Origin of the sequence: Alsobacter metallidurans, assembly GCF_014636935.1 — a bacterium.
Classification (GTDB): Bacteria; Pseudomonadota; Alphaproteobacteria; order Rhizobiales; family Beijerinckiaceae; genus Alsobacter; species Alsobacter metallidurans.
On the sequence record NZ_BMES01000002.1, the window covers coordinates 1492409 to 1511383 of the forward strand.

General features: G+C 67.4%; 21 protein-coding genes and 1 tRNA gene. 9 read left to right on the forward strand and 13 right to left on the reverse strand.

Going from position 1 to position 18975, the window contains the following annotated elements; all coding sequences use genetic code 11:
* Nucleotides 1-2: 2 nt before the first annotated feature.
* The 11 genes from IEV99_RS17480 to IEV99_RS17530 form a co-directional block, all read right to left on the reverse strand.
* The gene (locus IEV99_RS17480) at nt 3-407 is read right to left on the reverse strand and encodes an anti-sigma regulatory factor (RefSeq protein WP_244643909.1); all 405 of its coding nucleotides are present in this window, start codon (nt 405-407) and stop codon (nt 3-5) included.
* The gene (locus IEV99_RS17485; protein ID WP_188519010.1) at nt 391-777 is read right to left on the reverse strand and encodes an STAS domain-containing protein; all 387 of its coding nucleotides are present in this window, start codon (nt 775-777) and stop codon (nt 391-393) included. Before IEV99_RS17485 ends, IEV99_RS17480 begins: the two co-directional genes overlap by 17 nt.
* A 10-nt stretch (nt 778-787) precedes the next feature.
* Nucleotides 788-1660 (reverse strand): STAS domain-containing protein, encoded by an 873-nt coding sequence (locus IEV99_RS17490; protein WP_188519011.1) that lies wholly within the window; start codon nt 1658-1660, stop codon nt 788-790.
* Between the two features lie 456 nt (nt 1661-2116).
* Nucleotides 2117-3166: a sulfate/molybdate ABC transporter ATP-binding protein gene (locus tag IEV99_RS17495; RefSeq protein ID WP_188519012.1), complete on the reverse strand. Its 1050-nt coding sequence runs from the start codon at nt 3164-3166 to the stop codon at nt 2117-2119.
* Between the two features lie 13 nt (nt 3167-3179).
* Nucleotides 3180-4073, reverse strand: a complete 894-nt coding sequence (cysW, locus tag IEV99_RS17500; RefSeq protein WP_188519013.1) for a sulfate ABC transporter permease subunit CysW — start codon at nt 4071-4073, stop codon at nt 3180-3182.
* The gene (gene cysT / locus IEV99_RS17505) at nt 4066-4911 is read right to left on the reverse strand and encodes a sulfate ABC transporter permease subunit CysT (protein WP_188519014.1); all 846 of its coding nucleotides are present in this window, start codon (nt 4909-4911) and stop codon (nt 4066-4068) included. Before cysT ends, cysW begins: the two co-directional genes overlap by 8 nt.
* Nucleotides 4912-4913: 2 nt before the next feature.
* Nucleotides 4914-5951 carry a sulfate ABC transporter substrate-binding protein gene (locus IEV99_RS17510; RefSeq protein ID WP_188519015.1) on the reverse strand — a complete coding sequence of 346 codons (1038 nt, stop codon included), beginning with the start codon at nt 5949-5951 and terminating at the stop codon, nt 4914-4916.
* A 57-nt stretch (nt 5952-6008) separates the two neighbouring features.
* Nucleotides 6009-6191 (reverse strand): hypothetical protein, encoded by a 183-nt coding sequence (locus IEV99_RS17515; RefSeq protein ID WP_188519016.1) that lies wholly within the window; start codon nt 6189-6191, stop codon nt 6009-6011.
* Nucleotides 6188-7828: a sulfate adenylyltransferase subunit CysN gene (cysN, locus tag IEV99_RS17520; RefSeq protein WP_188519017.1), complete on the reverse strand. Its 1641-nt coding sequence runs from the start codon at nt 7826-7828 to the stop codon at nt 6188-6190. Before cysN ends, IEV99_RS17515 begins: the two co-directional genes overlap by 4 nt.
* Nucleotides 7828-8730, reverse strand: a complete 903-nt coding sequence (cysD, locus tag IEV99_RS17525) for a sulfate adenylyltransferase subunit CysD (RefSeq protein WP_188519018.1) — start codon at nt 8728-8730, stop codon at nt 7828-7830. The genes cysN and cysD overlap by 1 nt, the downstream gene beginning before the upstream one ends.
* Nucleotides 8727-9497 (reverse strand): phosphoadenylyl-sulfate reductase, encoded by a 771-nt coding sequence (locus tag IEV99_RS17530; protein ID WP_188519019.1) that lies wholly within the window; start codon nt 9495-9497, stop codon nt 8727-8729. The genes cysD and IEV99_RS17530 overlap by 4 nt, the downstream gene beginning before the upstream one ends.
* Before the next feature lie 382 nt (nt 9498-9879).
* Between IEV99_RS17530 and pdxY the strand changes: the two genes are divergently transcribed.
* The 5 genes from pdxY to IEV99_RS17555 all read left to right on the forward strand — a co-directional run bounded on the left by pdxY (nt 9880) and on the right by IEV99_RS17555 (nt 14118).
* The gene (gene pdxY, locus IEV99_RS17535) at nt 9880-10728 is read left to right on the forward strand and encodes a pyridoxal kinase PdxY (RefSeq protein ID WP_188519020.1); all 849 of its coding nucleotides are present in this window, start codon (nt 9880-9882) and stop codon (nt 10726-10728) included.
* Nucleotides 10729-10765: 37 nt separating this feature from the next.
* Nucleotides 10766-11884 carry an endonuclease/exonuclease/phosphatase family protein gene (locus IEV99_RS17540; RefSeq protein WP_188519021.1) on the forward strand — a complete coding sequence of 373 codons (1119 nt, stop codon included), beginning with the start codon at nt 10766-10768 and terminating at the stop codon, nt 11882-11884.
* A 14-nt stretch (nt 11885-11898) separates the two neighbouring features.
* Complete coding sequence (locus IEV99_RS17545) at nt 11899-12804, forward strand: PhzF family phenazine biosynthesis protein (protein WP_188519022.1); 906 nt, start codon at nt 11899-11901, stop codon at nt 12802-12804.
* Between the two features lie 33 nt (nt 12805-12837).
* The gene (locus IEV99_RS17550) at nt 12838-13560 is read left to right on the forward strand and encodes an NUDIX domain-containing protein (protein WP_244643910.1); all 723 of its coding nucleotides are present in this window, start codon (nt 12838-12840) and stop codon (nt 13558-13560) included.
* A 75-nt stretch (nt 13561-13635) separates the two neighbouring features.
* Nucleotides 13636-14118: a translation initiation factor 2 gene (locus IEV99_RS17555; protein ID WP_244643911.1), complete on the forward strand. Its 483-nt coding sequence runs from the start codon at nt 13636-13638 to the stop codon at nt 14116-14118.
* 38 nt (nt 14119-14156) lie between these two features.
* Here the strand turns inward: IEV99_RS17555 and IEV99_RS17560 are convergent, their stop codons facing one another.
* The gene (locus IEV99_RS17560) at nt 14157-14516 is read right to left on the reverse strand and encodes a hypothetical protein (RefSeq protein ID WP_188519023.1); all 360 of its coding nucleotides are present in this window, start codon (nt 14514-14516) and stop codon (nt 14157-14159) included.
* Nucleotides 14517-15161: 645 nt separating this feature from the next.
* Here IEV99_RS17560 and IEV99_RS17565 point away from each other — a divergent pair.
* The 4 genes from IEV99_RS17565 to IEV99_RS17580 all read left to right on the forward strand — a co-directional run bounded on the left by IEV99_RS17565 (nt 15162) and on the right by IEV99_RS17580 (nt 18778).
* The gene (locus IEV99_RS17565) at nt 15162-15611 is read left to right on the forward strand and encodes a BLUF domain-containing protein (protein WP_280514684.1); all 450 of its coding nucleotides are present in this window, start codon (nt 15162-15164) and stop codon (nt 15609-15611) included.
* Between the two features lie 455 nt (nt 15612-16066).
* Nucleotides 16067-17641 carry a 2-isopropylmalate synthase gene (locus IEV99_RS17570; protein ID WP_188519025.1) on the forward strand — a complete coding sequence of 525 codons (1575 nt, stop codon included), beginning with the start codon at nt 16067-16069 and terminating at the stop codon, nt 17639-17641.
* A gap of 236 nt (nt 17642-17877) precedes the next feature.
* A tRNA-Lys gene (locus IEV99_RS17575) sits at nt 17878-17953 on the forward strand.
* A gap of 126 nt (nt 17954-18079) precedes the next feature.
* Entirely contained in the window at nt 18080-18778 is a 699-nt protein-coding gene (locus tag IEV99_RS17580; protein ID WP_188519026.1) for an ABC transporter permease, read from the forward strand.
* 3 nt (nt 18779-18781) lie between these two features.
* Here IEV99_RS17580 and IEV99_RS17585 read toward each other — a convergent pair whose 3' ends face one another.
* Nucleotides 18782-18973 carry a DUF6494 family protein gene (locus IEV99_RS17585; protein ID WP_188519027.1) on the reverse strand — a complete coding sequence of 64 codons (192 nt, stop codon included), beginning with the start codon at nt 18971-18973 and terminating at the stop codon, nt 18782-18784.
* Nucleotides 18974-18975 lie beyond the last annotated feature (2 nt).

Genomic DNA, 18975 nt, shown 5'->3' on the forward strand with positions numbered 1-18975 from the left:
CCCTACGACCAACGCACAATGGTGACGCGCGTGCCCTCGCCAGGTCTCGAATCGAGCGTGAACTCGTTGGAGAGGCGCCGCGCGCCGCTCAGGCCAAGACCGAGGCCCTTGCCGGAAGTCCAACCGTCCTTCAGCGCGAGCGCGATGTCCGGGATTCCGGGGCCCTCGTCCTCGAAAGTCAGGCGCAGCCCGCGCCGCATGCCTTCATGCACGATTTCCAGCCGCGCGGTGCCGCCGCCGCCATAGTCCAGCGTGTTGCGGGCGAGCTCGCTCGCCGCCGTGACGATCTTGGTCTGGTCGACGAGGCTCAACCCGATCTCGATCGCCCGCGCCCGGACCTCCTGCCGCACCCTGACGATGTCGTCGGAACTGCGGACCGGCATCACGTCGTCACGAACGACGGCCACTGAAGTCTCCCAGGCCGCGCAGGCGCTTCTGAATCAGCAGCATGCCTCGCTCCACGTTCAGCGCGGTCTTGACGCCCGTCAGCGACAGGCCGAGCTCCACGAGCGTGATCGCGACGGCCGGCCGCATGCCGACCACCACCGTGTCGGCGTCGAGCATGCGAGATACCGCCGCGATGTTGTCCAGCATGCGGCCGATGAAGCTGTCGACGATTTCGAGCGACGAAATGTCGATCAGCACGCCTTTGGCCCGCGTCGCCGCGATCTTGGCCGTGAGGTCTTCCTCCAGGGCGAGCGCCAGCCTGTCGTGCATGTCCACCTGGATGGTGATCAGCAGTGCGTCGCCCATCTTGAGGATCGGGATGCGGTCCATCCGGCGATCCTCAGCGGCTATAGTCGGGGGCGGCCAACGCCTGCGGCACGTCGGTCACGCGCTTGCCGATCCGCTGCAGCGCCAGCGCGAGCGCGTCCGCGAGGCTCGCCTTCGAGACGACGTTCAATTCCACCCCGAGATGCACCATCGTCTGGGCGATCTGCGGACGGATGCCGCTGACCACGCAATCTGCCCCCATCAGCCGCGCCGCCGCGACGGTCTTGAGCAGATGCTGCGCCACCAGCGTGTCCACGGTGGGAACGCCCGTGATGTCGATGATGGCGATCTCGGCCGAGGTGTCGACGATGGACTGGAGCAGGTTCTCCATCACCACCTGGGTGCGCTCGCTGTCCAGCGTGCCGATCAGCGGCAGCGCGAGGATGCCGTCCCACAGCTTCACCACCGGCGTCGAAAGCTCGGAGATCTCGCGCTGCTGGCGAATGATCACCTCTTCGCGCGAGCGCTGGTAGGCCTCGATGGTGATCAGCGCCAGGCGGTCGAGCTTGCGGGTCGCGTCCAGCGTGGCGGCCGCGATCAGGTCGCCCTGGCCGGCATATTCGGCCGCCACCGCGCCGAACAGCGCGGGCTTCAGGCCGAGCACGAAGTTGGCGGTCTCGCTGGGCGTAAAGCCCTGCAGGGCGCGCGACCGGGACAAGGCGCTCAGCGTCTGGCTGAGCTCGTCGGACGCCGGCGATCGGTCGCCCGCATGCGCGAGATCCGGCGCCACGAGCGCCAGAACGCGGCCGCACTCGCTTTGCAGCTCGGCGTCCTTGATGCGCCCTGTCTGCAGCGCCCCTTCGGCGCGCAGGAAGTTGAGCCAGCCCTGGATGATCTCATCCCGGCGGCGCGCGATGACGCCGTTCCAATCGGCGGTTGCCGCCATGTCTTAATCTCCCCCTGAAGGAGCGGGAGGTGGGGCGAGGGCTCTCCACCCTCACGCCCATCGACGACGAACCCGCCCCCGAACCCCGATCCAAGCCGCAGCTGAGCCGTTAAACTCGCGACATTGAGATCGGTTCCATGCTGAAGCTGGGCCGGAAGGCCGCTCTTGCCGCCGCGCGTCACGAGCCTTGGCCCATGCAACCTCTATTAGTCCGGCCGGAGCGCAGGCTTGACTTTTCCTCCGGCTGACTCGGAACCAGAACGGCGTTGCTCCGTTGTCAGTGCAGCGAAAGCAACAGGAGGACACTATGGGCTTGGGTAAGGGCGCTTTGCTTTGGATGCTTGGAATTCCGCTGCCGATCATCATTCTTCTTGCGCTGTTCTGGCGCTAAGAATCGATCTTCGATGATCCGAAAAGCCTCGCAGTTCGCTGCGAGGCTTTTTTGTTGGCTCCACGTCAGCCCGAGCCGAACACGGTTGCGCGGATGATCTTCAATCCCACGGTTTCGCCCACCGCCGGCGCCACCGCGCTCGGGAGATCGACTTCCAGCCGGCGCGCCAGCCCGGTCACGGCGACCTCCGCCCGCCGGATCGCGCCATGGCGGCGCACGGCCGCGACGACGCCCGCCAGCCCATGCGCGTTCGGCGGCTCCACCAGCCGCACGTCCTGGGGGCGCACATAGAGGTTCGCCACGCCGCGCGCGTTGTGGGCCGGGGCGGCGAAGATTGGTTTGTCGTTGAAGAAGGCCTGCCCGCCCGCCACCTCCACGTCGAGCCGGTTGCTCTCCCCCAGAAAGCCGCACACGAACGGCGTCTCCGGGTGATCATAGACATCGTCCGGCGTCCCGACCTGCTCGATCCGCCCATCGTTCAGCACCGCCACCCGATCCGCCAGCTCCAACGCCTCGTCCTGGTCGTGGGTGACGAAGAGGGTGGTGTGGCCCGTGCGCCGGTGCACGTCGCGCAGCCACTGGCGCAGGTCCTTGCGCACGCGCGCGTCCAGCGCGCCGAAGGGCTCGTCCAGGAGCAGCACGCGCGGCTCGATCGCGAGCGCGCGCGCGAGCGCGACGCGCTGCCTCTGCCCGCCTGAGAGCTGCCCCGGAAACCGCTTCTCCAGCCCGACCAGTTGGACGAGGTCGAGCAGCGCGCCGACGCGGCGGCGGATCTCGTCCGCGGAGGGGCGCTCGGCCCGGGGACGGGCGCGCAGCCCGTACGCGATGTTGTCGGCGACGCTGAGATGCCTGAACAGCGCGTAGTGCTGGAACACGAAGCCGATGCGGCGGTCTCGCAGCGACAGCCGATGCGCCTCGACGTCGTCGAAGCGCACCTCGCCGCCGTCCGGCTCCTCCAGGCCGGCGATGACGCGCAGCAGCGTGGTCTTGCCGGAGCCGGATGGCCCCAGCAGCGCCACCAGCTCGGCGGGCTCCACCTCGAGCGAAACGCCCCTGAGGGCCGCGAACGCGCCGAACTGCTTGGTCACGCCCTCGATCGTCACCGCGACGGACATGCGCGAACTCCCATCAATGTTTGCCGTTCGCCGAGAGATGGTCGGCGTAGCGCCATTCGAGCAGGGTTTTCAGGACGAGCGTCACGAGCGCGAGCAGCGCGAGCAGCGACGCCACCGCGAAGGCCGCCACCGTGTTGTACTCGTTGTAGAGGATCTCGACATGCAGCGGCATGGTGGTGGTGAGCCCGCGGATGCGGCCCGACACCACCGAGACGGCCCCGAATTCGCCCATCGCGCGCGCATTGCAGAGCAGCACGCCGTAGAGCACGCCCCATTTCACGTTGGGCAGCGTGATGGTCCAGAAAGTTCGCCAGCCGGAGGCGCCCAACGTCAGCGCGGCCTCTTCGTCGGCCGTGCCATGCGACTGCATCAGCGGCAGCACCTCGCGGGCGACAAACGGGAAGGTCACGAAGATCGTGGCCAGCACGATGCCGGGCAGCGCGAAGATGATCTCGACGCCGTTCGCCTTCAGCCAGGGGCCGAACCAGCCCTGCGCGCCGAACAGCAGCACGTAGACGAGGCCCGAGATAACGGGCGACACCGAGAATGGCAGGTCGATGAGGCTGGTCAGCAGCGTCTTGCCGCGAAACTCGTATTTGGCGATGCACCACGCCGCCGCCAGGCCGAACACGACGTTCACCGGCACCGCGATCGCGGCGACCAGCAAGGTCAGCCGTACGGCCGCGAGCGCGTCCGGGTCGGAGAGGCCCTCGAGATACACGTCCCAGCCCTTCCGGAACGCCTCCACGAACACGGACGCGAGCGGCAAGCCGAGCACCAGCAGCAGGAACACGAGCGCGATGGCGATCAGGATGGCCTGCACGAGTCGGCTTTCGCCGCGCACGCGTGCGCCGCCCGCGCGCCGGGCGGGGCGCGCCGGAGATGGCGTGAGAGCGGCCTCAGACATGGCCGTACCTCCGCCGCAGCCCGCCATGCAGCAGGTTCAGCAGGAGGATGAGCAGAAACGACGCCAGCAACATGAGCACGCCCACTACGGCTGCGCCGGCGTAGTCGAACTGCTCGAGCCGGATGACGATCAGCAACGGGGCGATCTCCGAAACCATCGGCACATTGCCGGCGATGAAGATCACCGAGCCGTATTCCCCGACCGCCCGCGCGAAGGCGAGCACGAAGCCGGTGATCAGGGCCGGGAACACGGCCGGCAGCACCACCGTGAACACCGTGCGAAGGCGTTCCGCGCCCAGCAGCGCGGCGGCCTCCTCCACCTCGGGCTCGATCTCCTCCAGTACGGGCTGGACGGTTCGCACCACGAAAGGCAGGCCGATGAACACAAGCGCGACTGCGACGCCCAGAGGAGTGTAGGCCACCTTGACGCCGAGAGGGTCCAGCAACGAGCCGACCCAACCATTCGGCGCATAAACGGCCGCGAGCGCGATGCCGGCGACGGCCGTCGGCATCGCAAAGGGCAGGTCCACGGCAGCGTCCACGAGCCGCCGGCCGGGAAAGCGGTAGCGCACCAGCACCCAGGCGATCAGCATCCCGAAGATCGCGTTCACGAGCGCGGCCAGGAAGGCGGCGCCGAACGAGAGCCGCAGCGCCGCCACCGTCCTCTCCGATCGCGCAATCGCGATGAACTCGGCGGGGCCGATGCTGGCGGCTTTCAGCACGAGGCCGGCCAGCGGGATCAGCACAATCAGGCACAAGGCCGTCAGCGTCACGCCGAGCGCCAGCCCGAACCCCGGGAGGATGCTCGGCTGGCGCCAGCGGGATGCGGCCGCCTGCATGCTCAGCGCTTCGGCTTGTAGAGCTGGTCGAAAGTGCCGCCGTCGCCGAAGTGCTCGGGCTGCGCCTTGGTCCAGCCGCCAAAGTCCTTGTCGATCGTAACGAGGTCGATCGTCTTGAACTGCGCCATGTCCTTCGGGTCCGCGGCTTCGGGCTTCATCGGGCGATAGTGATGCTTGGCGATGATCGCCTGCGCCTTCGGGGTGTAGAGGAAGTCTAGGTAGGCCTGCGCGGCCTCGCGCGTGCCTTTGGCGTCGACGTTGCCGTCTACGAGCGACACAGGCGGCTCGGCCAAGATCGACAGCGACGGCGTCACGATGTCGAACTTCTCGGCGCCGAACTCCTCGCCCACCAGATAGGCCTCGTTCTCCCAGGCCAGCAGCACGTCGCCGATGCCGCGCTGCGCGAAGGTGGTGGTCGCCCCGCGCGCGCCGGTGTCCAGCACCGACACGTTCGCGAACAGCGCCGCGATGTACTCGCGCGTTTTGGCTTCGTCGCCGTTGTTGGCCTTTTTGGCCCACGCCCAGGCGGCGAGGTAGTTCCAGCGGGCGCCGCCGCTGGTCTTCGGGTTCGGCGTCACGACGCCCACACCCGGCTTGGCCAGGTCGCCCCAGTCCTTGATTCCCTTGGGATTGCCCTTGCGCACCAGGAACACGATCGTGGACGTGTAGGGAGACGCGTTGTTGGGCAGGCGCTTCTGCCAGTCGGCGGGGATCTTCTTGGTCCGCTGCGCGATGGCGTCGATGTCGCCGCCCAGCGCCAGGGTCACGACGTCGGCGTTGAGCCCATCGATCACCGTCCGGGCCTGCGCGCCGGAGCCGCCGTGGGATTGGCGGATCGTCACCGTCTTGCCGGTTTTCGCCTTCCACTCCTGCGCGAACGCCGCATTGATGGCGCGGTAGAGCTCGCGGGTGGGGTCGTAGGACACATTCAAAAGCTCAACGGTCTGGGCCCGAGCGCCGGCCGTCACCGCGAGGCAGAACGCCAGGGCGAGCGCCGCCATGGCGTAATCGAAAAGTCGTCGAAGGCGCTTGCGTGTCATCGATGCTCTCCTGCGTTCACTATAACGACCTCGCCGCGAAATGCGCGGGGGTCTGCATCAAGGCGCTGCGTTGCGCGCCTCAACCTTCGGAGCAGCGGGGGCGGGCGGCCCCTCGCGCACGTCGTTCAACAGCGCCGCGCCGATCGCCGCCAGGACGACGAGCGCAAGAAACGCCAGGTTGGCGCGGCGTTCCCGGCTTGCGTCCACGGGCGCCGGCTCGAGCAATGGGCTTTCGCTCATATTCCGCTTCCCTCCGCGTCGTAGTGACCGCGGGCGATGCGTTGGCGCTCGAACGACCTCCAGGCCGCCTGGTGCGCCAGACGGAGAATGGGGCGAAGAAGCGCCTCGGCGAGCGCAGCCGCGGCTGTGATGCGCCAATCGGCGAAAGTGAGCTGAACCAGCGCCGCCACCGCGAGCGACGCCAGGGCGCGCCAGCTCGCCTCCTCGACGATCTGCGGCCACCCGCCCGGCGCCAGACGATCGAGGGCGACTTTTACCCAGTGGCGGCTCCGGCCCGGAGAAGCGGACGGAACGCCATCGCCCGACACGGAGCGCACCAGCCGGACGGCTCCCGCGTCCACGAGGCCGAGCGCCACCGTGTCGCCCGACACGCGATCCACCAGGATGAAGGCGCCGAGTTCGCGGTCTTCCGCGTAGTCGGTCAGCGCCACTGCGCGATCGAGCGCGATCGTCGCGATACCCACCTCGTTCATCGCCAGCGCGTCGGCAGCGTGGATCTCAAACGAGTGGATGTCGACTGCGCCCGCGATGGCGACGCGCGCGGTTGCGCTCGACGCGCCCAGCCGCAGCGTGAGCTCCGCACCACTGGCGAGCGGCCTATCGGACATCCACAGCAGCCGCGCCGCGAAGGCGCGACGGGCCGTGAGCGCATCGTCCACCGCCACGATCACGTCGCCCCTGGACACGTCGACCTCATCGGCGAGCGTCAGCGTCACAGCCTGTGCGGCGACCGCCTCCGCCAGGTCTCCGTCCTGCGTGACGATGCGCGCCACCCGGGAGCGCCGGCCGCCCGGCAGGATCGCAACTTCGTCGCCCGGCGAGACGGCTCCGCCCGCGATCGTCCCTGCGAAGCCCCGAAAATCGAGGTTCGGCCGGTTCACCCACTGCACGGGCATCCGGAACCGGGCCGCCAACTGCACGGCGCCGGCCACGTCCACGGATTCCAGGTGCTCGAACAGCGTCGGGCCCGCATGCCAGGGCATGTTCGGCGAGCGACCCGCGACGCCGTCGCCTTCAAGCGCCGAGATTGGAATGGGGGTGATCGTCGCAAAGCCGAGGCCGCCCGCCATGTGGCGATATTGGGCGACAATCCCTTCGAACACGGCCCGGTCGAAGCCGACGAGATCCATCTTGTTGACCGCCACCACGACGTGGCGGACGCCCAGCATCGAGACGATGAACGAGTGCCGGCGCGTTTGCGGCAACACCCCCTTCCGGGCGTCGATCAGGATGATGGCGAGATCGGCCGTGGACGCGCCTGTCGCCATGTTGCGGGTGTACTGCTCGTGCCCGGGCGTGTCGGCGACAATGAAGGAGCGGCGCGGCGTCGCGAAGTAGCGGTAGGCCACGTCGATCGTGATGCCCTGTTCGCGCTCGGCCGAGAGGCCGTCCACCAGCAAGGCCAGATCGAGCTTGTCGCCCTGCGTGCCGAACCGGCGGCTGTCGCGGCCGAGCGCGTCGAGCTGGTCGTCGTGCACGAGCTTGGCGTCGAACAGCAGGCGGCCGATCAGCGTCGACTTCCCGTCGTCCACGGAGCCGCAGGTGATGAAGCGCAACAGGGCTGGAGCGGCGGCGGCCGCGGGGTGAGCGGAAGGGTTCTGGGCCGCCAAAACGGCCTTGAGGGCGACGGCGCTCATCAGAAGTAGCCCTCCTGCTTCTTCTGCTCCATGGAGCCGGCGCCGTCGTGGTCGATGATCCGGCCCTGTCGCTCGGAGGAGCGCGATCCGCGCATTTCGGCGATGATCTCCGGCAGGGTCGCGGCCGTGCTCTCCACCGCGCCCGTGAGCGGGTAGCAGCCCAGGGTCCTGAAGCGGACCATGCGCGTCTGGACGACCTCGCCCTCCCGCAACGCCATGCGGTCGTCGTCGCGCATGATCAGCGCGCCGTCGCGCTCCACCACGGGCCGGGGCGCGGCGAAGTAAAGCGGCACGACCGGGATGTTTTCGCGGGCGACGTAATCCCACACGTCCAGCTCGGTCCAATTGGACAACGGGAAGACCCGGAAGCTCTCGCCAGGACGCTTGCGCGTGTTGTAGAGCCGCCATGGCTCAGGCCGCTGCGCCTTCGGATCCCAGCGATGCTCGGCCGAGCGCAGCGAAAAGACCCGCTCCTTGGCGCGCGACTTCTCCTCGTCGCGTCGGGCGCCGCCGAAAGCCGCGTCGAACTTGTGCGCATCCAGCGCTTGCCGCAGCGCCTGCGTCTTCATGACGTCCGTGTGGGCGCGCGAGCCCGAGTCGAAGGGGTTCACCCCGGCCCGGACGCCGTCCTGGTTCACATGGACGATGAGATCGAGGCCGAGTTCCTGCGCGCGCTGGTCCCTGAAGGCGATCATCTCCCGGAACTTCCAGGTCGTGTCGACATGGAGCACCGGAAAGGGCAGCCGGCCCGGGTAGAACGCCTTGAGGGCGAGGTGCAGCAGCACCGCCGAGTCCTTGCCGATCGAGTACAGCATCACGGGGTTGTCGCAGGTCGCGACGGTCTCCCGGATGATGTGGATCGCCTCGGCCTCGAGCTTCTGGAGATGGGTCAGCTGAATCATGCCGACGCTCCCGCGCGCACAAGCCGGCCATCCTCGGCGACGTGCAGGCCGCACTCCTTCTTGGCCTCTTCCTCCCACCACCAGCGCCCTGCCCGCTCGGGCTCGCCAGGCGCAACGGCGCGCGTGCAAGGCGCGCAGCCGATCGACGGAAAGCCCTTCGCATGCAGCGGATTGAGCGGAACGTCGTTCTGTTCAGCGAACGCCAGCACGGCGTCGCGGCTCCAGTCGAACAGTGGATTGGCTTTCAGGAGCTCATGCGTCTGGTCGAGTGAGACGAACCCCATCCCTTGCCGGTTGGCGGACTGGTCGCCCCGAAGGCCGGTGACCCAGGCGCTCGCGCCGTCCAGCGCGCGCCTGAGGGGTTCGACCTTGCGAACGCCGCAGCACGCCTTGCGGGACTCCGCGGAGTTGAAGAAGCCATTCACGCCCTGCCGAAACACGAGGTCGCCAAGGTCCTCGTGGCGCGGGTAGTAGGCGCGGATCCGGCGCTTGTAGCGCTGCTCCGTTTCGGCCCAGAGCGTGTAGGTCTCGGGAAAAAGCCGACCGGTGTCGAGCGTGACGATCTCGACGTCAACGCCGGCGTCGCAAATGCAATGCGTCAGCGCCTGGTCCTCGAGCCCGAAGCTCGTCGTGAATACGATGGCGCCCGAGACGGCGCGTCGCAACACGCGCAGGCGGAGAGCAGGCGGCAGATCGCCGAACGCTGCGTCCAGGCGGTCGGGGAGCGTAGCCGGCGAATCAGTCGAGGCAGTTTTGATCAGAGGCATCGCCGGAGCTCGTTCGGTTTAACGAACAAAACCGTAGCTTAGCCCGGATTTGGAATCAATACACGTTTTGCGGAGCGTCCAGATCTATATTTACATTTTAGAATGTATATTTGCCGCACTTTGCTATGGCGGAGTTGGGAGGAACAACGGCGGCTTGGTGGCGTTAACGAGGCGGCAACACTTTCGAGGACCGCGCCATGGAACTCTCGGCAGAACTCCGGTTCGCCCTCTGCGCCGCCGTTTTCGCCATCTACGAGTTCGCTCTGGATCGCGCTTCCTTCTGAACGACCGCACTCCTCGAGGCTCTGACTTCACCGTCCGCGATCGCGGCGATCAGCCCTTTTGATTTGTTGCAGCCGCCATCCTTGGCGATGCTGCGGGCATGAACATTCTCTCGATCCAGTCCCATGTCGCCTACGGGCACGTGGGAAACTCGTCCGCGACCTTCCCGATGCAGCGCCTCGGCTGCGAGGTCTGGCCCATCCACACCGTGCAGTTCTCCAACCACACCGGCTATGGCCAGTGGACCGGACGGGTGTTCGACGGCCCCATGATCGAGGAGCTCGTCGACGGCATCGCCCAGCGCGACGTGCTCGGAACCTGCGACGGCGTCCTCTCGGGTTACATGGGGTCGTCGGACATCGGGGTCGCGATCCTGTCCTCGGTGTCACGGGTCAGGGCCGCGAACCCCAAGGCCGCCTATTGCTGCGATCCCGTGATCGGCGACGTCGGCCGGGGCGTCTTCGTGCGCCCCGGCGTGCCGGAGTTCATGCGCGAGCAGGCCGTGCCGGCCGCCGACGTGATCACGCCGAACCAGTTCGAACTGGAGCTCCTGACCGGGAGGACCTGCAACTCGCTGGGCGACGCCAAGGCGGCGCTCGCGGCTGCGCACCGGCTCGGCCCCAAAGTGGTGCTCGTCACCTCGCTGCTGAGCGAGGACACGCCGGACGACGCCATGGACCTGCTCGCGTCGGATGGGCAAAGCGTCCATCGGGTCCGGACGCCCCGGCTGAACGTCAGCGTCAACGGCGCGGGCGACGCGATCGCGGCGCTGTTCTTCGTTCACTGGCTTCATTCGGGCTCCGCCGCCCAGGCGCTTGGCGAAGCCGCGGCCTCCGTCTATGGCCTCCTGAAGCGCACCGAGGAGGCCGGCTCGCGCGAGATCCTCACGGTGGCGGCGCAGGACGAGTTCGTCGCGCCCACGCATCGCTTCCCGGTGGAGCCGGTTTAGGCTTGCCGCCCGCGCGCCGGGATGGAATGTCTTGGCCATGAAGCTGCGCGTCGCCACGTTCAACGTCGAGAACCTCTCGTCCCGCTGGCGCTTCGCCGACGTGCAGCGCGGCGACGTCACGGCCGCCATGTCGCTGGCCGAGTTCGACCGCCCGCACGAGCGCGAGGCCGCCGAGCGCTCCGTCGCGCTGACGCTGGAGGACGACAAGCGGCAGATGACGGCGCTCGCCATCGCGGAGGCGCGCGCCGACGTGCTGTGCCTGCAGGAGGTCGACAGCCTGCGCGTGCTGGAGGCGTTCTTCGCCAACTACGTCCATCGCATGTCAGACATCCGTTACGGCCACTTCAAGCTCATGGAGGGCAACGACCGCCGCGGCATCGACGTCGGCTTTGCGGCCCGCCGCTCCCTGCTGCGGCCCGACCAGGTCACGGTGACATCGCACCGCGAGGGCACGTTCGAGCAGTTCGACGTCTTCGACCGCGACATCGCGGCTTTCGGCATCAAGCCGGGCGACCGGGTCTTCAACCGCGATTGCCTCATGGTGGACCTGGACCTCGGCCACATGACGCTCACGCTATTCGTGTGCCACCTGAAATCCATGAACAACGGCAAGGCCGACGGCCGCCCCGCCACCATGCCGCTGCGCCGGGCCGAGGCCCGCGCCGTGCGCGCGCTGGTGCAGCGCCGGTTCGGGCCGGACTGGCGCCGGGCCAATTGGATCGTGGCCGGCGACCTCAACGACTATTCCGAGGTGATCGGCCCCTTGGGGGCGGTCGATTCCAAGCCCTCCCCGGCCCTCCAGGTCCTGACCGAGCATTTCGGCGTCAACCCGGTGGCCGACCTGCCGCCGCATGAGCGGTGGACCCATTTCCATCGCGCCTGGATCGAGGACGAGGGGCGGATCCGCGAGGAGCACGTGCAGCTCGACTACGTGCTGCTTTCCCCTGCCCTGGCGGAGCGCGGCGCGACCGTCGAGATCGTCCGGCGCGGGTTGCCCTATCGCACCCCGCTCGACCCGCGCGATCCGGATCGTTCCATCCCCAGGCTCGCCACCACGGCCGATCGCTATCCGCGCGTCGGCTGGGACCGGCCCAAGGCGAGCGATCATTGCCTGCTCGCGGTGGAAATCGACCTTCCCGCCAACCGCCGCGACTGAACCAGGAGGTCGCCATGCGCCGCCGCTTTTTCACCCTCGACGTGTTCACCACCCGGCCGATGGCCGGCAACCCGCTCGCGGTGGTGCTGGACAGCCAGGGCCTGACGGACGCCGCGATGCAGGGCATCGCGCGCGAGTTCAACCTGAGCGAAACCGTGTTTGTGCTGCCGCCCGCCGACGCGCACAACCGCGCGCGGTTGCGCATCTTCACCCCCGGCCGCGAGCTGCCCTTCGCGGGCCATCCCACCGTTGGAGCGGCGGTCTTGCTCGGCTGCCTCGATCACGGCCCCGGACACGGCGTGCTCGGCTTCGGCCTGGAGGAGAAGGTGGGCCTCGTCGCCTGCGTCGTCGAGGTGAAGCACGACGGATGCGGCGAGGCGACGTTCACGCTCCCGAGGCTGCCCGAAAAGCTTGCCGCCCCGCCCGCCGGCGCCGCCATCGCGCACGCCCTGAGCCTGACGGAGGCCGATCTCGGCTTCGGCGCGCACCGCCCCACGATCTACTCGGCCGGCAACGGCTTCACCTTTGCGCCGCTGCGGGACAAGGCCGCGGTCGATCGCGCCCGGCCGGACCTCTCCGCCTGGAACGAGGGCGTCGGCCCCGCCGACCACCCCAACGCCTTCGTGTACTCGCGCGAGACCAGCGACGCGTCGAGCGCCTACTACGCCCGCATGTTCGCACCCGACATGGGCGTGATGGAGGATCCCGCGACTGGCTCCGCGGTGGCGGCGTTCGCGGGCGTCGTGATGGAGTTCGACAAGCCCGGCGACGGCGAGCACAGCCTCGTGATCGAGCAGGGCTACGCGATGGGCCGCCCATCCCAGATCACGCTCGGCCTCAGCGTGGAAGGTGGGCGTCTCGTCCGCGCCACCATCGGCGGCGGCGCCGTCGTGGTCTCCGAAGGATCGCTGCGGCTCTGACCGCCGCACACTGTTTCAGCCCAGGACATTGCCGTGACGGATGATTTGCCGCCTCCCGTTTTCGCGCGCGTGACGCACATCGATTGCCGCGTGGACCAAAGGCCCTGGCCCTGGGCCGAGGCCGAGCGCGAGCGCATCGACGCGCATTGGGCCGCGCAGGTCGGCCACAACCCGGCGCTGTTCGACGGCAAGGTTCTGGTGCTGCACACCGGCGGCGTGGACGGAGACGTGTTCCGCGCCGCCTATCTGGAAACCCGGTTCTCGCGTTTCCTGGCTTGGCGCGACTTCGGCTTTCCGGACCGCAGCATGCGCAACGGTTTTGCAATGGCGGCGCTGCGGAGCGCGGAAGGCGCTTACCTCCTCGGCGTGATGGGCCCGCAAACCGCCAATGCCGGGAAGATCTATTTCCCGGCCGGAACGCCCGACCCCAGCGACGTCTTTGACGGGCGTGTCGATCTCGCAGGCAGCGTCGCGCGGGAACTCGAGGAGGAAACCGGCCTGACGGAGGCGGACGTCACGTTTGCGGACGACTGGACCGTGGTCAGCCACGGCCAGCGCATCGCGCTCATGCGCCGGGTCGAGTCCCCCGAACCCGCCGATGACCTGCGCGCCCGCATCCTCTCGACCCTGGCGCGGGAGAAGCAGCCGGAGTTGTCCGACATTTGCGTCGTGCGCTCGGAGGCGGACATCGACGAAGCCGCAATGCCGCCTTTTGTAGTGGCCTATCTGCGCAAGGCGTTCGCGCCGCGCAGCTGAACGAAAGTCGCCTGGGGAAAGCCCCGCAAAGAGCGATCGCGAAGCGAGGGCGAAGCTTGAACGTGGCCATAAGCCATGCTGCTAATCCGCTTCCAATCAGGGGGCAGCATGAAAACGATTTTCGCTCTCGCCGGGGTGGTCTTGATGACCGCCGGATGCGCCACGGTGACCCGCGGCACGACCGGACAAGTCACGTTCAACTCAGAGCCATCTGGCGCGCAGATGCGCACGTCGCTCGGCCACACCTGTCCGACGCCTTGCACACTTGAGATCCCGCGGAAATCCGATTTCGTCGCGGTGTTCACGAAGGACGGCTACAAGGAGCAGCAGATCCCAATCGCCACGCGCGTCGCCGGATCGGGTGCGGCGGGTTTCGCCGGCAACATCCTGGTTGGCGGCCTGGTGGGCATGGGGGTCGACGCCGCGACCGGCTCGACGCTCGAGCATTTCCCCAACCCGGTCAACGCAACTCTCGAGGCGCTCCACCGTGCTCCTGCGCCGACGGTCAGCCGGCGGGGACGCGCCCCGAAGGCCATCGCTCCAGCGCCGGACGCCTGAGACGGTTGTGTCGGCGCCGCGGCGCCGACACGACGCGATCAGCCTTGCGGATACCCATGCCGGCTGCGGGACGAACGAACGAGCGCTTCGGCTTCGCCATCCCGCCCGGCCTGGCACGCCGCTGACGCCTGGGCGATCTCGCCCTTGATCTTGTTGTAGACCGACTGGCTCACATGGCCGGAATTCAGGTCGTTATCCATGATGGCTTCATAGCGCGCCACCGCGCCCGCGCAGCCGCTCCCTTCCGGCAGCCGGAAGCCCGGAGGAGACACCCCGGCCGGCAGATTGGCGTAGGCGGAGGACGACGGAGCCGCAGCCGCGACCGGCGCCGAAGGCGTGCCGGCGGCATTGCAAGCTGCGAGCGCGAAAACGAGAACAGGCGCAATCAGGCGGATCATCGGCGACTCCTTGACGAGGCCAACCGTTGGCATTCGACACGCGCCTGCGTCAACCCGAACCTGAACGCCCGCGAATGCGCGAGTGGGCGACTTAGGACCGTTATGTTGCTGCGACACCCGCAATCAACGGTTTTCACTGTGAGATCGTCCGATATCGCCGATCATAAAAACAATGTCTACTCAGTGAATAAAGGCGGCTCAGTGCGTTATTACCCCGTTTTATTCGGTGAATTCACGCTCAACATTACCGATATCGACGCCACTCCGGTTGGATCCGTGCAGATTTCGCAAGGCATGCGGGGCCGCCGGCCATGCAGAACGGCCGGCGCTCGAATTCATCGCCAATGCCGCAAGAGCATTCTCAGGTCCATGACAAGCCCAGGTCCACCGAAAAACAAGCTGTCGTTGCATCTGCGTCTTGGCCATTCTAAGGCTCTCGCGTGAGCACACTGGTGGAGCGATGCGCTATACACCAGTTATTAAATTATCACATCAGATTTGGGAATTGCATCGACGTCTACAATCCTGGGTTGTTCAACCCGGACAGACAAACCTGATGAGTATTCGCGCTTCTATGTACGATAACAACTTGTGCATTCCGCGAATCAGCGTAACGATCGCCACGCTCACAACACGGTTGCTGCGATGCCTTTTCGAGCCATCTACGTCAGCAGTCACATCTTGCCTGTTCGCGACGATGGGACATGCGAGGAGTTCGATCGGATCGCCGAGCAGGCGCACCGGTGCAATGCGCAGACCGGGGTGTCGTTTTTCCTCGTCTGCACGCACCATTGGTTCTGCCAGGTGCTGGAGGGCAGCGAACCCGCGGTGCGCCGTACGCTGGCCCGGATCGCGGCGGACAAGCGCCACTTCGACTGCCGCGTGATTGAGGCCACCGCGCAAGTCCAACACGCGAAGCTCGACGGCTACGCCACGGTCCACAAAAGCATCGCCAACCGGCTGCTCTTTCTCGAACGCGGCTTCAGCCGCGCCATCGTGCCTTATGACCGGACCGCTGCCGAAATGCTGGATCTTTGCAACGCCCTCCGGAGCTTTGGCGTCCCGAGCGAGCAGCGCCAGTCCGAACTCTGTTGATCCCACCCTGGCGTGAGCGATGAACCGCCGCAGAACCGCCCGCGACTGGCGGCTCCAGGCTAATCGCGCCGTTCGCGACTGTCCGGCATGCTGGCGCGCATTGCTGGCCTGAACCGCTCGCCCACAGCCGGGCCGCACGGCGCTTGCGCTATGAACCGCGTTTCGTTTATGAAGCTTGTGGCGCAGCAAAGCGCCGCCGAACGAGGACGCCGTGGCCGTATCCGCCGCCCATCGCCGCCAGCAGACGCAGACCGCTTCGGTCCGTACGGCGACGTCGTGCGCGCAGTCCTCCCTGCTTCTTTCCGGGCTTCTTCTCCTTATCCGCCCCTGAGGGCCGGCTGGGCGCGTGCGCCTGGGCGCTCAGGGGCCGCCGAAGCCGGACGCAACGAAGCGCTCTGATCCGCCTTGGCCCCGATGCGGCCCGCGGCAGGCGAAAGCCACGACAAGGACAGCCCATGACCACCAATGCAGCGAGCCAGACCGTATCCGGCAAGGACCGGGTCCTGATCTTCGACACCACCCTGCGGGACGGCGAGCAGTCTCCCGGCGCATCGATGACGCTGGAAGAAAAGCTGCAGGTTGCCGACCTGCTGGACGAGATGGGCGTCGACATCATCGAGGCCGGCTTTCCGATTGCCTCAGAGGGCGATTTTGAGGCCGTCACCGAGATCTCGCGGCGGGTGAAGCGCGCCACCGTGGCGGGCCTGGCGCGCGCCGGCCAAAAGGACATCGATCGCGCCGGCGAGGCCGTGAAGGGCGCCGTGCGGCCCCGCATCCACACGTTCATCTCCACCTCGCCCGTCCATATGAAGCACAAGCTGCAGATGGCGCCCGAGAAGGTGCTGGACCTGGTGACCGCCTCGGTGACCCGCGCCCGCAACTGGGTGGAGGACGTCGAGTGGTCCGCCGAGGACGGCACCCGCACCGAGATGGACTTCCTGTGCCGCTGCGTCGAAGCGGCCATCCGGGCCGGCGCGACCACCATCAACATCCCCGATACGGTCGGCTACACGACCCCCGGGGAATACGCCCGGATCTTCCGCACGGTGCGTGAGCGCGTGCCGAATTCCGACAAGGCGATCTTCTCGGTGCATTGCCACAACGACCTCGGCATGGCGGTCGCCAACACGCTGGCGGGCCTGCAGGGCGGCGCACGCCAGATCGAGTGCACCGTGAACGGCATCGGCGAGCGCGCCGGCAACGCCGCGCTGGAAGAGATCGTCATGGCGATCAAGACCCGCAATGACGCCTTCCCGTACGAGTGCGGCGTCGAGACCACAATGCTGACCCGCGCGTCAAAGCTGGTGGCGGCCGTGACGTCGTTCCCAGTGCAGTACAACAAGGCGATCGTCGGTCGGAACGCCTTCGCGCATGAGAGCGGCATCCACCAGGACGGCATGCTGAAGAATACCGAGACCTACGAGATCATGACGCCCGAATCAGTGGGCGTATCCAAGACCTCGCTGGTGATGGGCAAGCACTCCGGCCGCCACGCTTTCCGCGAGAAGCTGAAGGAGTTGGGATACGATTTGGGCGAGAACGCCCTGGAAGACGCCTTCAAGCGCATGAAGGACCTCGCTGACCGCAAGAAGCACGTTTACGACGAGGACATCGAGGCGCTGGTCGACGACGAAATCCTCACCGCGCATGACGGCATCAAGGTCGTGGCGCTGACCATCATCGCCGGCACGCAGGGGCCGCAGCTCGCCACCCTGACGTTGGACGTCAACGGCGCACACAAGACCGTCCAGTCGACCGGCAACGGCCCGGTCGACGCCTGCTTCAACGCCATCCACGCGCTGGTGCCGCACGAGGCGCGGCTGGAGCTCTACCAGGTGCACGCCGTCACGGAGGGCACCGACGCGCAGGCGGAAGTTTCGGTCCGTCTCGCCGAGGACGGCAAGTCCGTCACCGCCAAGGCGGCCGATCCCGACACGCTGGTGGCCTCGGCCCGCGCTTATCTGGGGGCGCTGAACAAGCTGATGGTGAAGCGCCTGCGCGGCAAGCCGGAAGCGCTCGCGGCAGGTTGAGGGCCGTGACGCCCGCCGTCAACTTCGTTGTTGGCGGGCTCAACTCTCTCCGTCATCCCCGGCGGCGCAGGTCGCCGGGATGACGGCGGAGGGGCTTACGAGCCGGGCGATCAGGAGAAGCCCTCCCCTCCAGCGCGAAAAAGCGCGACCGGAATGCAAACTGCCGCTGGACATCCCCGCGGGCCTTTGATACTCACCCCCTCGTCGCGGCGGCTTCGGCCCCCGGCAACTTTGATGGGCGCATAGCTCAGTTGGTAGAGCAGCTGACTCTTAATCAGCGGGTCCAAGGTTCGAGCCCTTGTGCGCCCACCATCAAAGTCCTTCAGGCGAGCAGTGATCTCGCCGCGAACTCTCATTTCATCTCCGCCTTCACTCGCGCTTATCCCGTTTCAGCGTAACAGTGCTGTGTTTCGCGGCTGAACCTGCTATTGCGCCCGCGTGGAAGACCTGTCGCGCGCTTTTTCCCTTGCCGCACGCCTCATCGTGAATGGGGACGCCGAACTGATCGGCATCGTCGGGCTGTCGCTGCGCGTCAGCGGCGCGGCGACGCTGATCGCGTTCGCGCTGGGCGCGCCGCTCGGCGCCGCGCTGGCGGTCTGGCGCTTCCCGGGCCGGCACGCCGTGGTGGTCGCCGTCCACGCGCTGCTCGGGCTTCCGCCCGTGGTGGTTGGCTTGCTGCTCTATGTCGCCCTGTCGCGCTCGGGCCCGCTGGGGGCCATGGGGCTGTTGTTCACGCCCGCAGCCATGACCACCGCGCAGGCTGTGCTCGCCTTGCCGATCGTGGTGGCGCTCACGCACCGCACCGTGGAGGGCTATTGGCGCGACTACGGCGCGGCGCTGCTCGTCGACGGAGCATCGCTGGCCCGCGCCTGCCTGGAGCTGCTCTCCATGGCGCGGGGAGCCCTGGTGACGGTTCTGCTCGCCGCATTCGGACGCTGCGTGGCCGAGGTTGGCGCGATCCTTGTGGTGGGCGGTAACATCCGCGGCTTCACCCGCACGATGACCACCGCGATCGCGCTGGAGACCAGCAAGGGCGACCTGGCGCTGGCGCTGGCGCTGGGGTTGACGTTGATCACCATCAGCGCCGCCGTGAGCGCCGCCGCGTTCGGCCTCCAGCGCGCCGCCGAGGGACGCTGAGGCTCAGCCGGTCGGAATTTCTCCTTCCACCACATGGTCAAGCGAGCCGTCGCTGGATGTCAGCGTCATCTTCACCCGCAATACGTCGCCCGGCGCTTTGCCGTCGCGCACGACCTTCTCGATCTCGCGCTGCGAGGTCACGCCGACCTCCTTCAGGAACTTGCGCAGCGCCATGTTGAAGCGTTCTTCGTCCATGC

What these genes read in the sequence shown, in the direction of transcription:
- IEV99_RS17485 (WP_188519010.1), bottom strand. Translation starts at nt 777, where the DNA reads ATGGACCGCATCCCGATCCTCAAGATGGGCGACGCACTGCTGATCACC.
- IEV99_RS17490 (WP_188519011.1), bottom strand. Translation starts at nt 1,660, where the DNA reads ATGGCGGCAACCGCCGATTGGAACGGCGTCATCGCGCGCCGCCGGGAT.
- IEV99_RS17495 (WP_188519012.1), bottom strand. Translation starts at nt 3,166, where the DNA reads ATGTCCGTCGCGGTGACGATCGAGGGCGTGACCAAGCAGTTCGGCGCG.
- cysW (WP_188519013.1), bottom strand. Translation starts at nt 4,073, where the DNA reads ATGTCTGAGGCCGCTCTCACGCCATCTCCGGCGCGCCCCGCCCGGCGC.
- cysT (WP_188519014.1), bottom strand. Translation starts at nt 4,911, where the DNA reads ATGCAGGCGGCCGCATCCCGCTGGCGCCAGCCGAGCATCCTCCCGGGG.
- IEV99_RS17510 (WP_188519015.1), bottom strand. Translation starts at nt 5,951, where the DNA reads ATGACACGCAAGCGCCTTCGACGACTTTTCGATTACGCCATGGCGGCG.
- IEV99_RS17515 (WP_188519016.1), bottom strand. Translation starts at nt 6,191, where the DNA reads ATGAGCGAAAGCCCATTGCTCGAGCCGGCGCCCGTGGACGCAAGCCGG.
- cysN (WP_188519017.1), bottom strand. Translation starts at nt 7,828, where the DNA reads ATGAGCGCCGTCGCCCTCAAGGCCGTTTTGGCGGCCCAGAACCCTTCC.
- cysD (WP_188519018.1), bottom strand. Translation starts at nt 8,730, where the DNA reads ATGATTCAGCTGACCCATCTCCAGAAGCTCGAGGCCGAGGCGATCCAC.
- IEV99_RS17530 (WP_188519019.1), bottom strand. Translation starts at nt 9,497, where the DNA reads ATGCCTCTGATCAAAACTGCCTCGACTGATTCGCCGGCTACGCTCCCC.
- pdxY (WP_188519020.1), top strand. Translation starts at nt 9,880, where the DNA reads ATGAACATTCTCTCGATCCAGTCCCATGTCGCCTACGGGCACGTGGGA.
- IEV99_RS17540 (WP_188519021.1), top strand. Translation starts at nt 10,766, where the DNA reads ATGAAGCTGCGCGTCGCCACGTTCAACGTCGAGAACCTCTCGTCCCGC.
- IEV99_RS17545 (WP_188519022.1), top strand. Translation starts at nt 11,899, where the DNA reads ATGCGCCGCCGCTTTTTCACCCTCGACGTGTTCACCACCCGGCCGATG.
- IEV99_RS17555 (WP_244643911.1), top strand. Translation starts at nt 13,636, where the DNA reads ATGCTGCTAATCCGCTTCCAATCAGGGGGCAGCATGAAAACGATTTTC.
- IEV99_RS17560 (WP_188519023.1), bottom strand. Translation starts at nt 14,516, where the DNA reads ATGATCCGCCTGATTGCGCCTGTTCTCGTTTTCGCGCTCGCAGCTTGC.
- IEV99_RS17565 (WP_280514684.1), top strand. Translation starts at nt 15,162, where the DNA reads ATGCCTTTTCGAGCCATCTACGTCAGCAGTCACATCTTGCCTGTTCGC.
- IEV99_RS17570 (WP_188519025.1), top strand. Translation starts at nt 16,067, where the DNA reads ATGACCACCAATGCAGCGAGCCAGACCGTATCCGGCAAGGACCGGGTC.
- IEV99_RS17585 (WP_188519027.1), bottom strand. Translation starts at nt 18,973, where the DNA reads ATGGACGAAGAACGCTTCAACATGGCGCTGCGCAAGTTCCTGAAGGAG.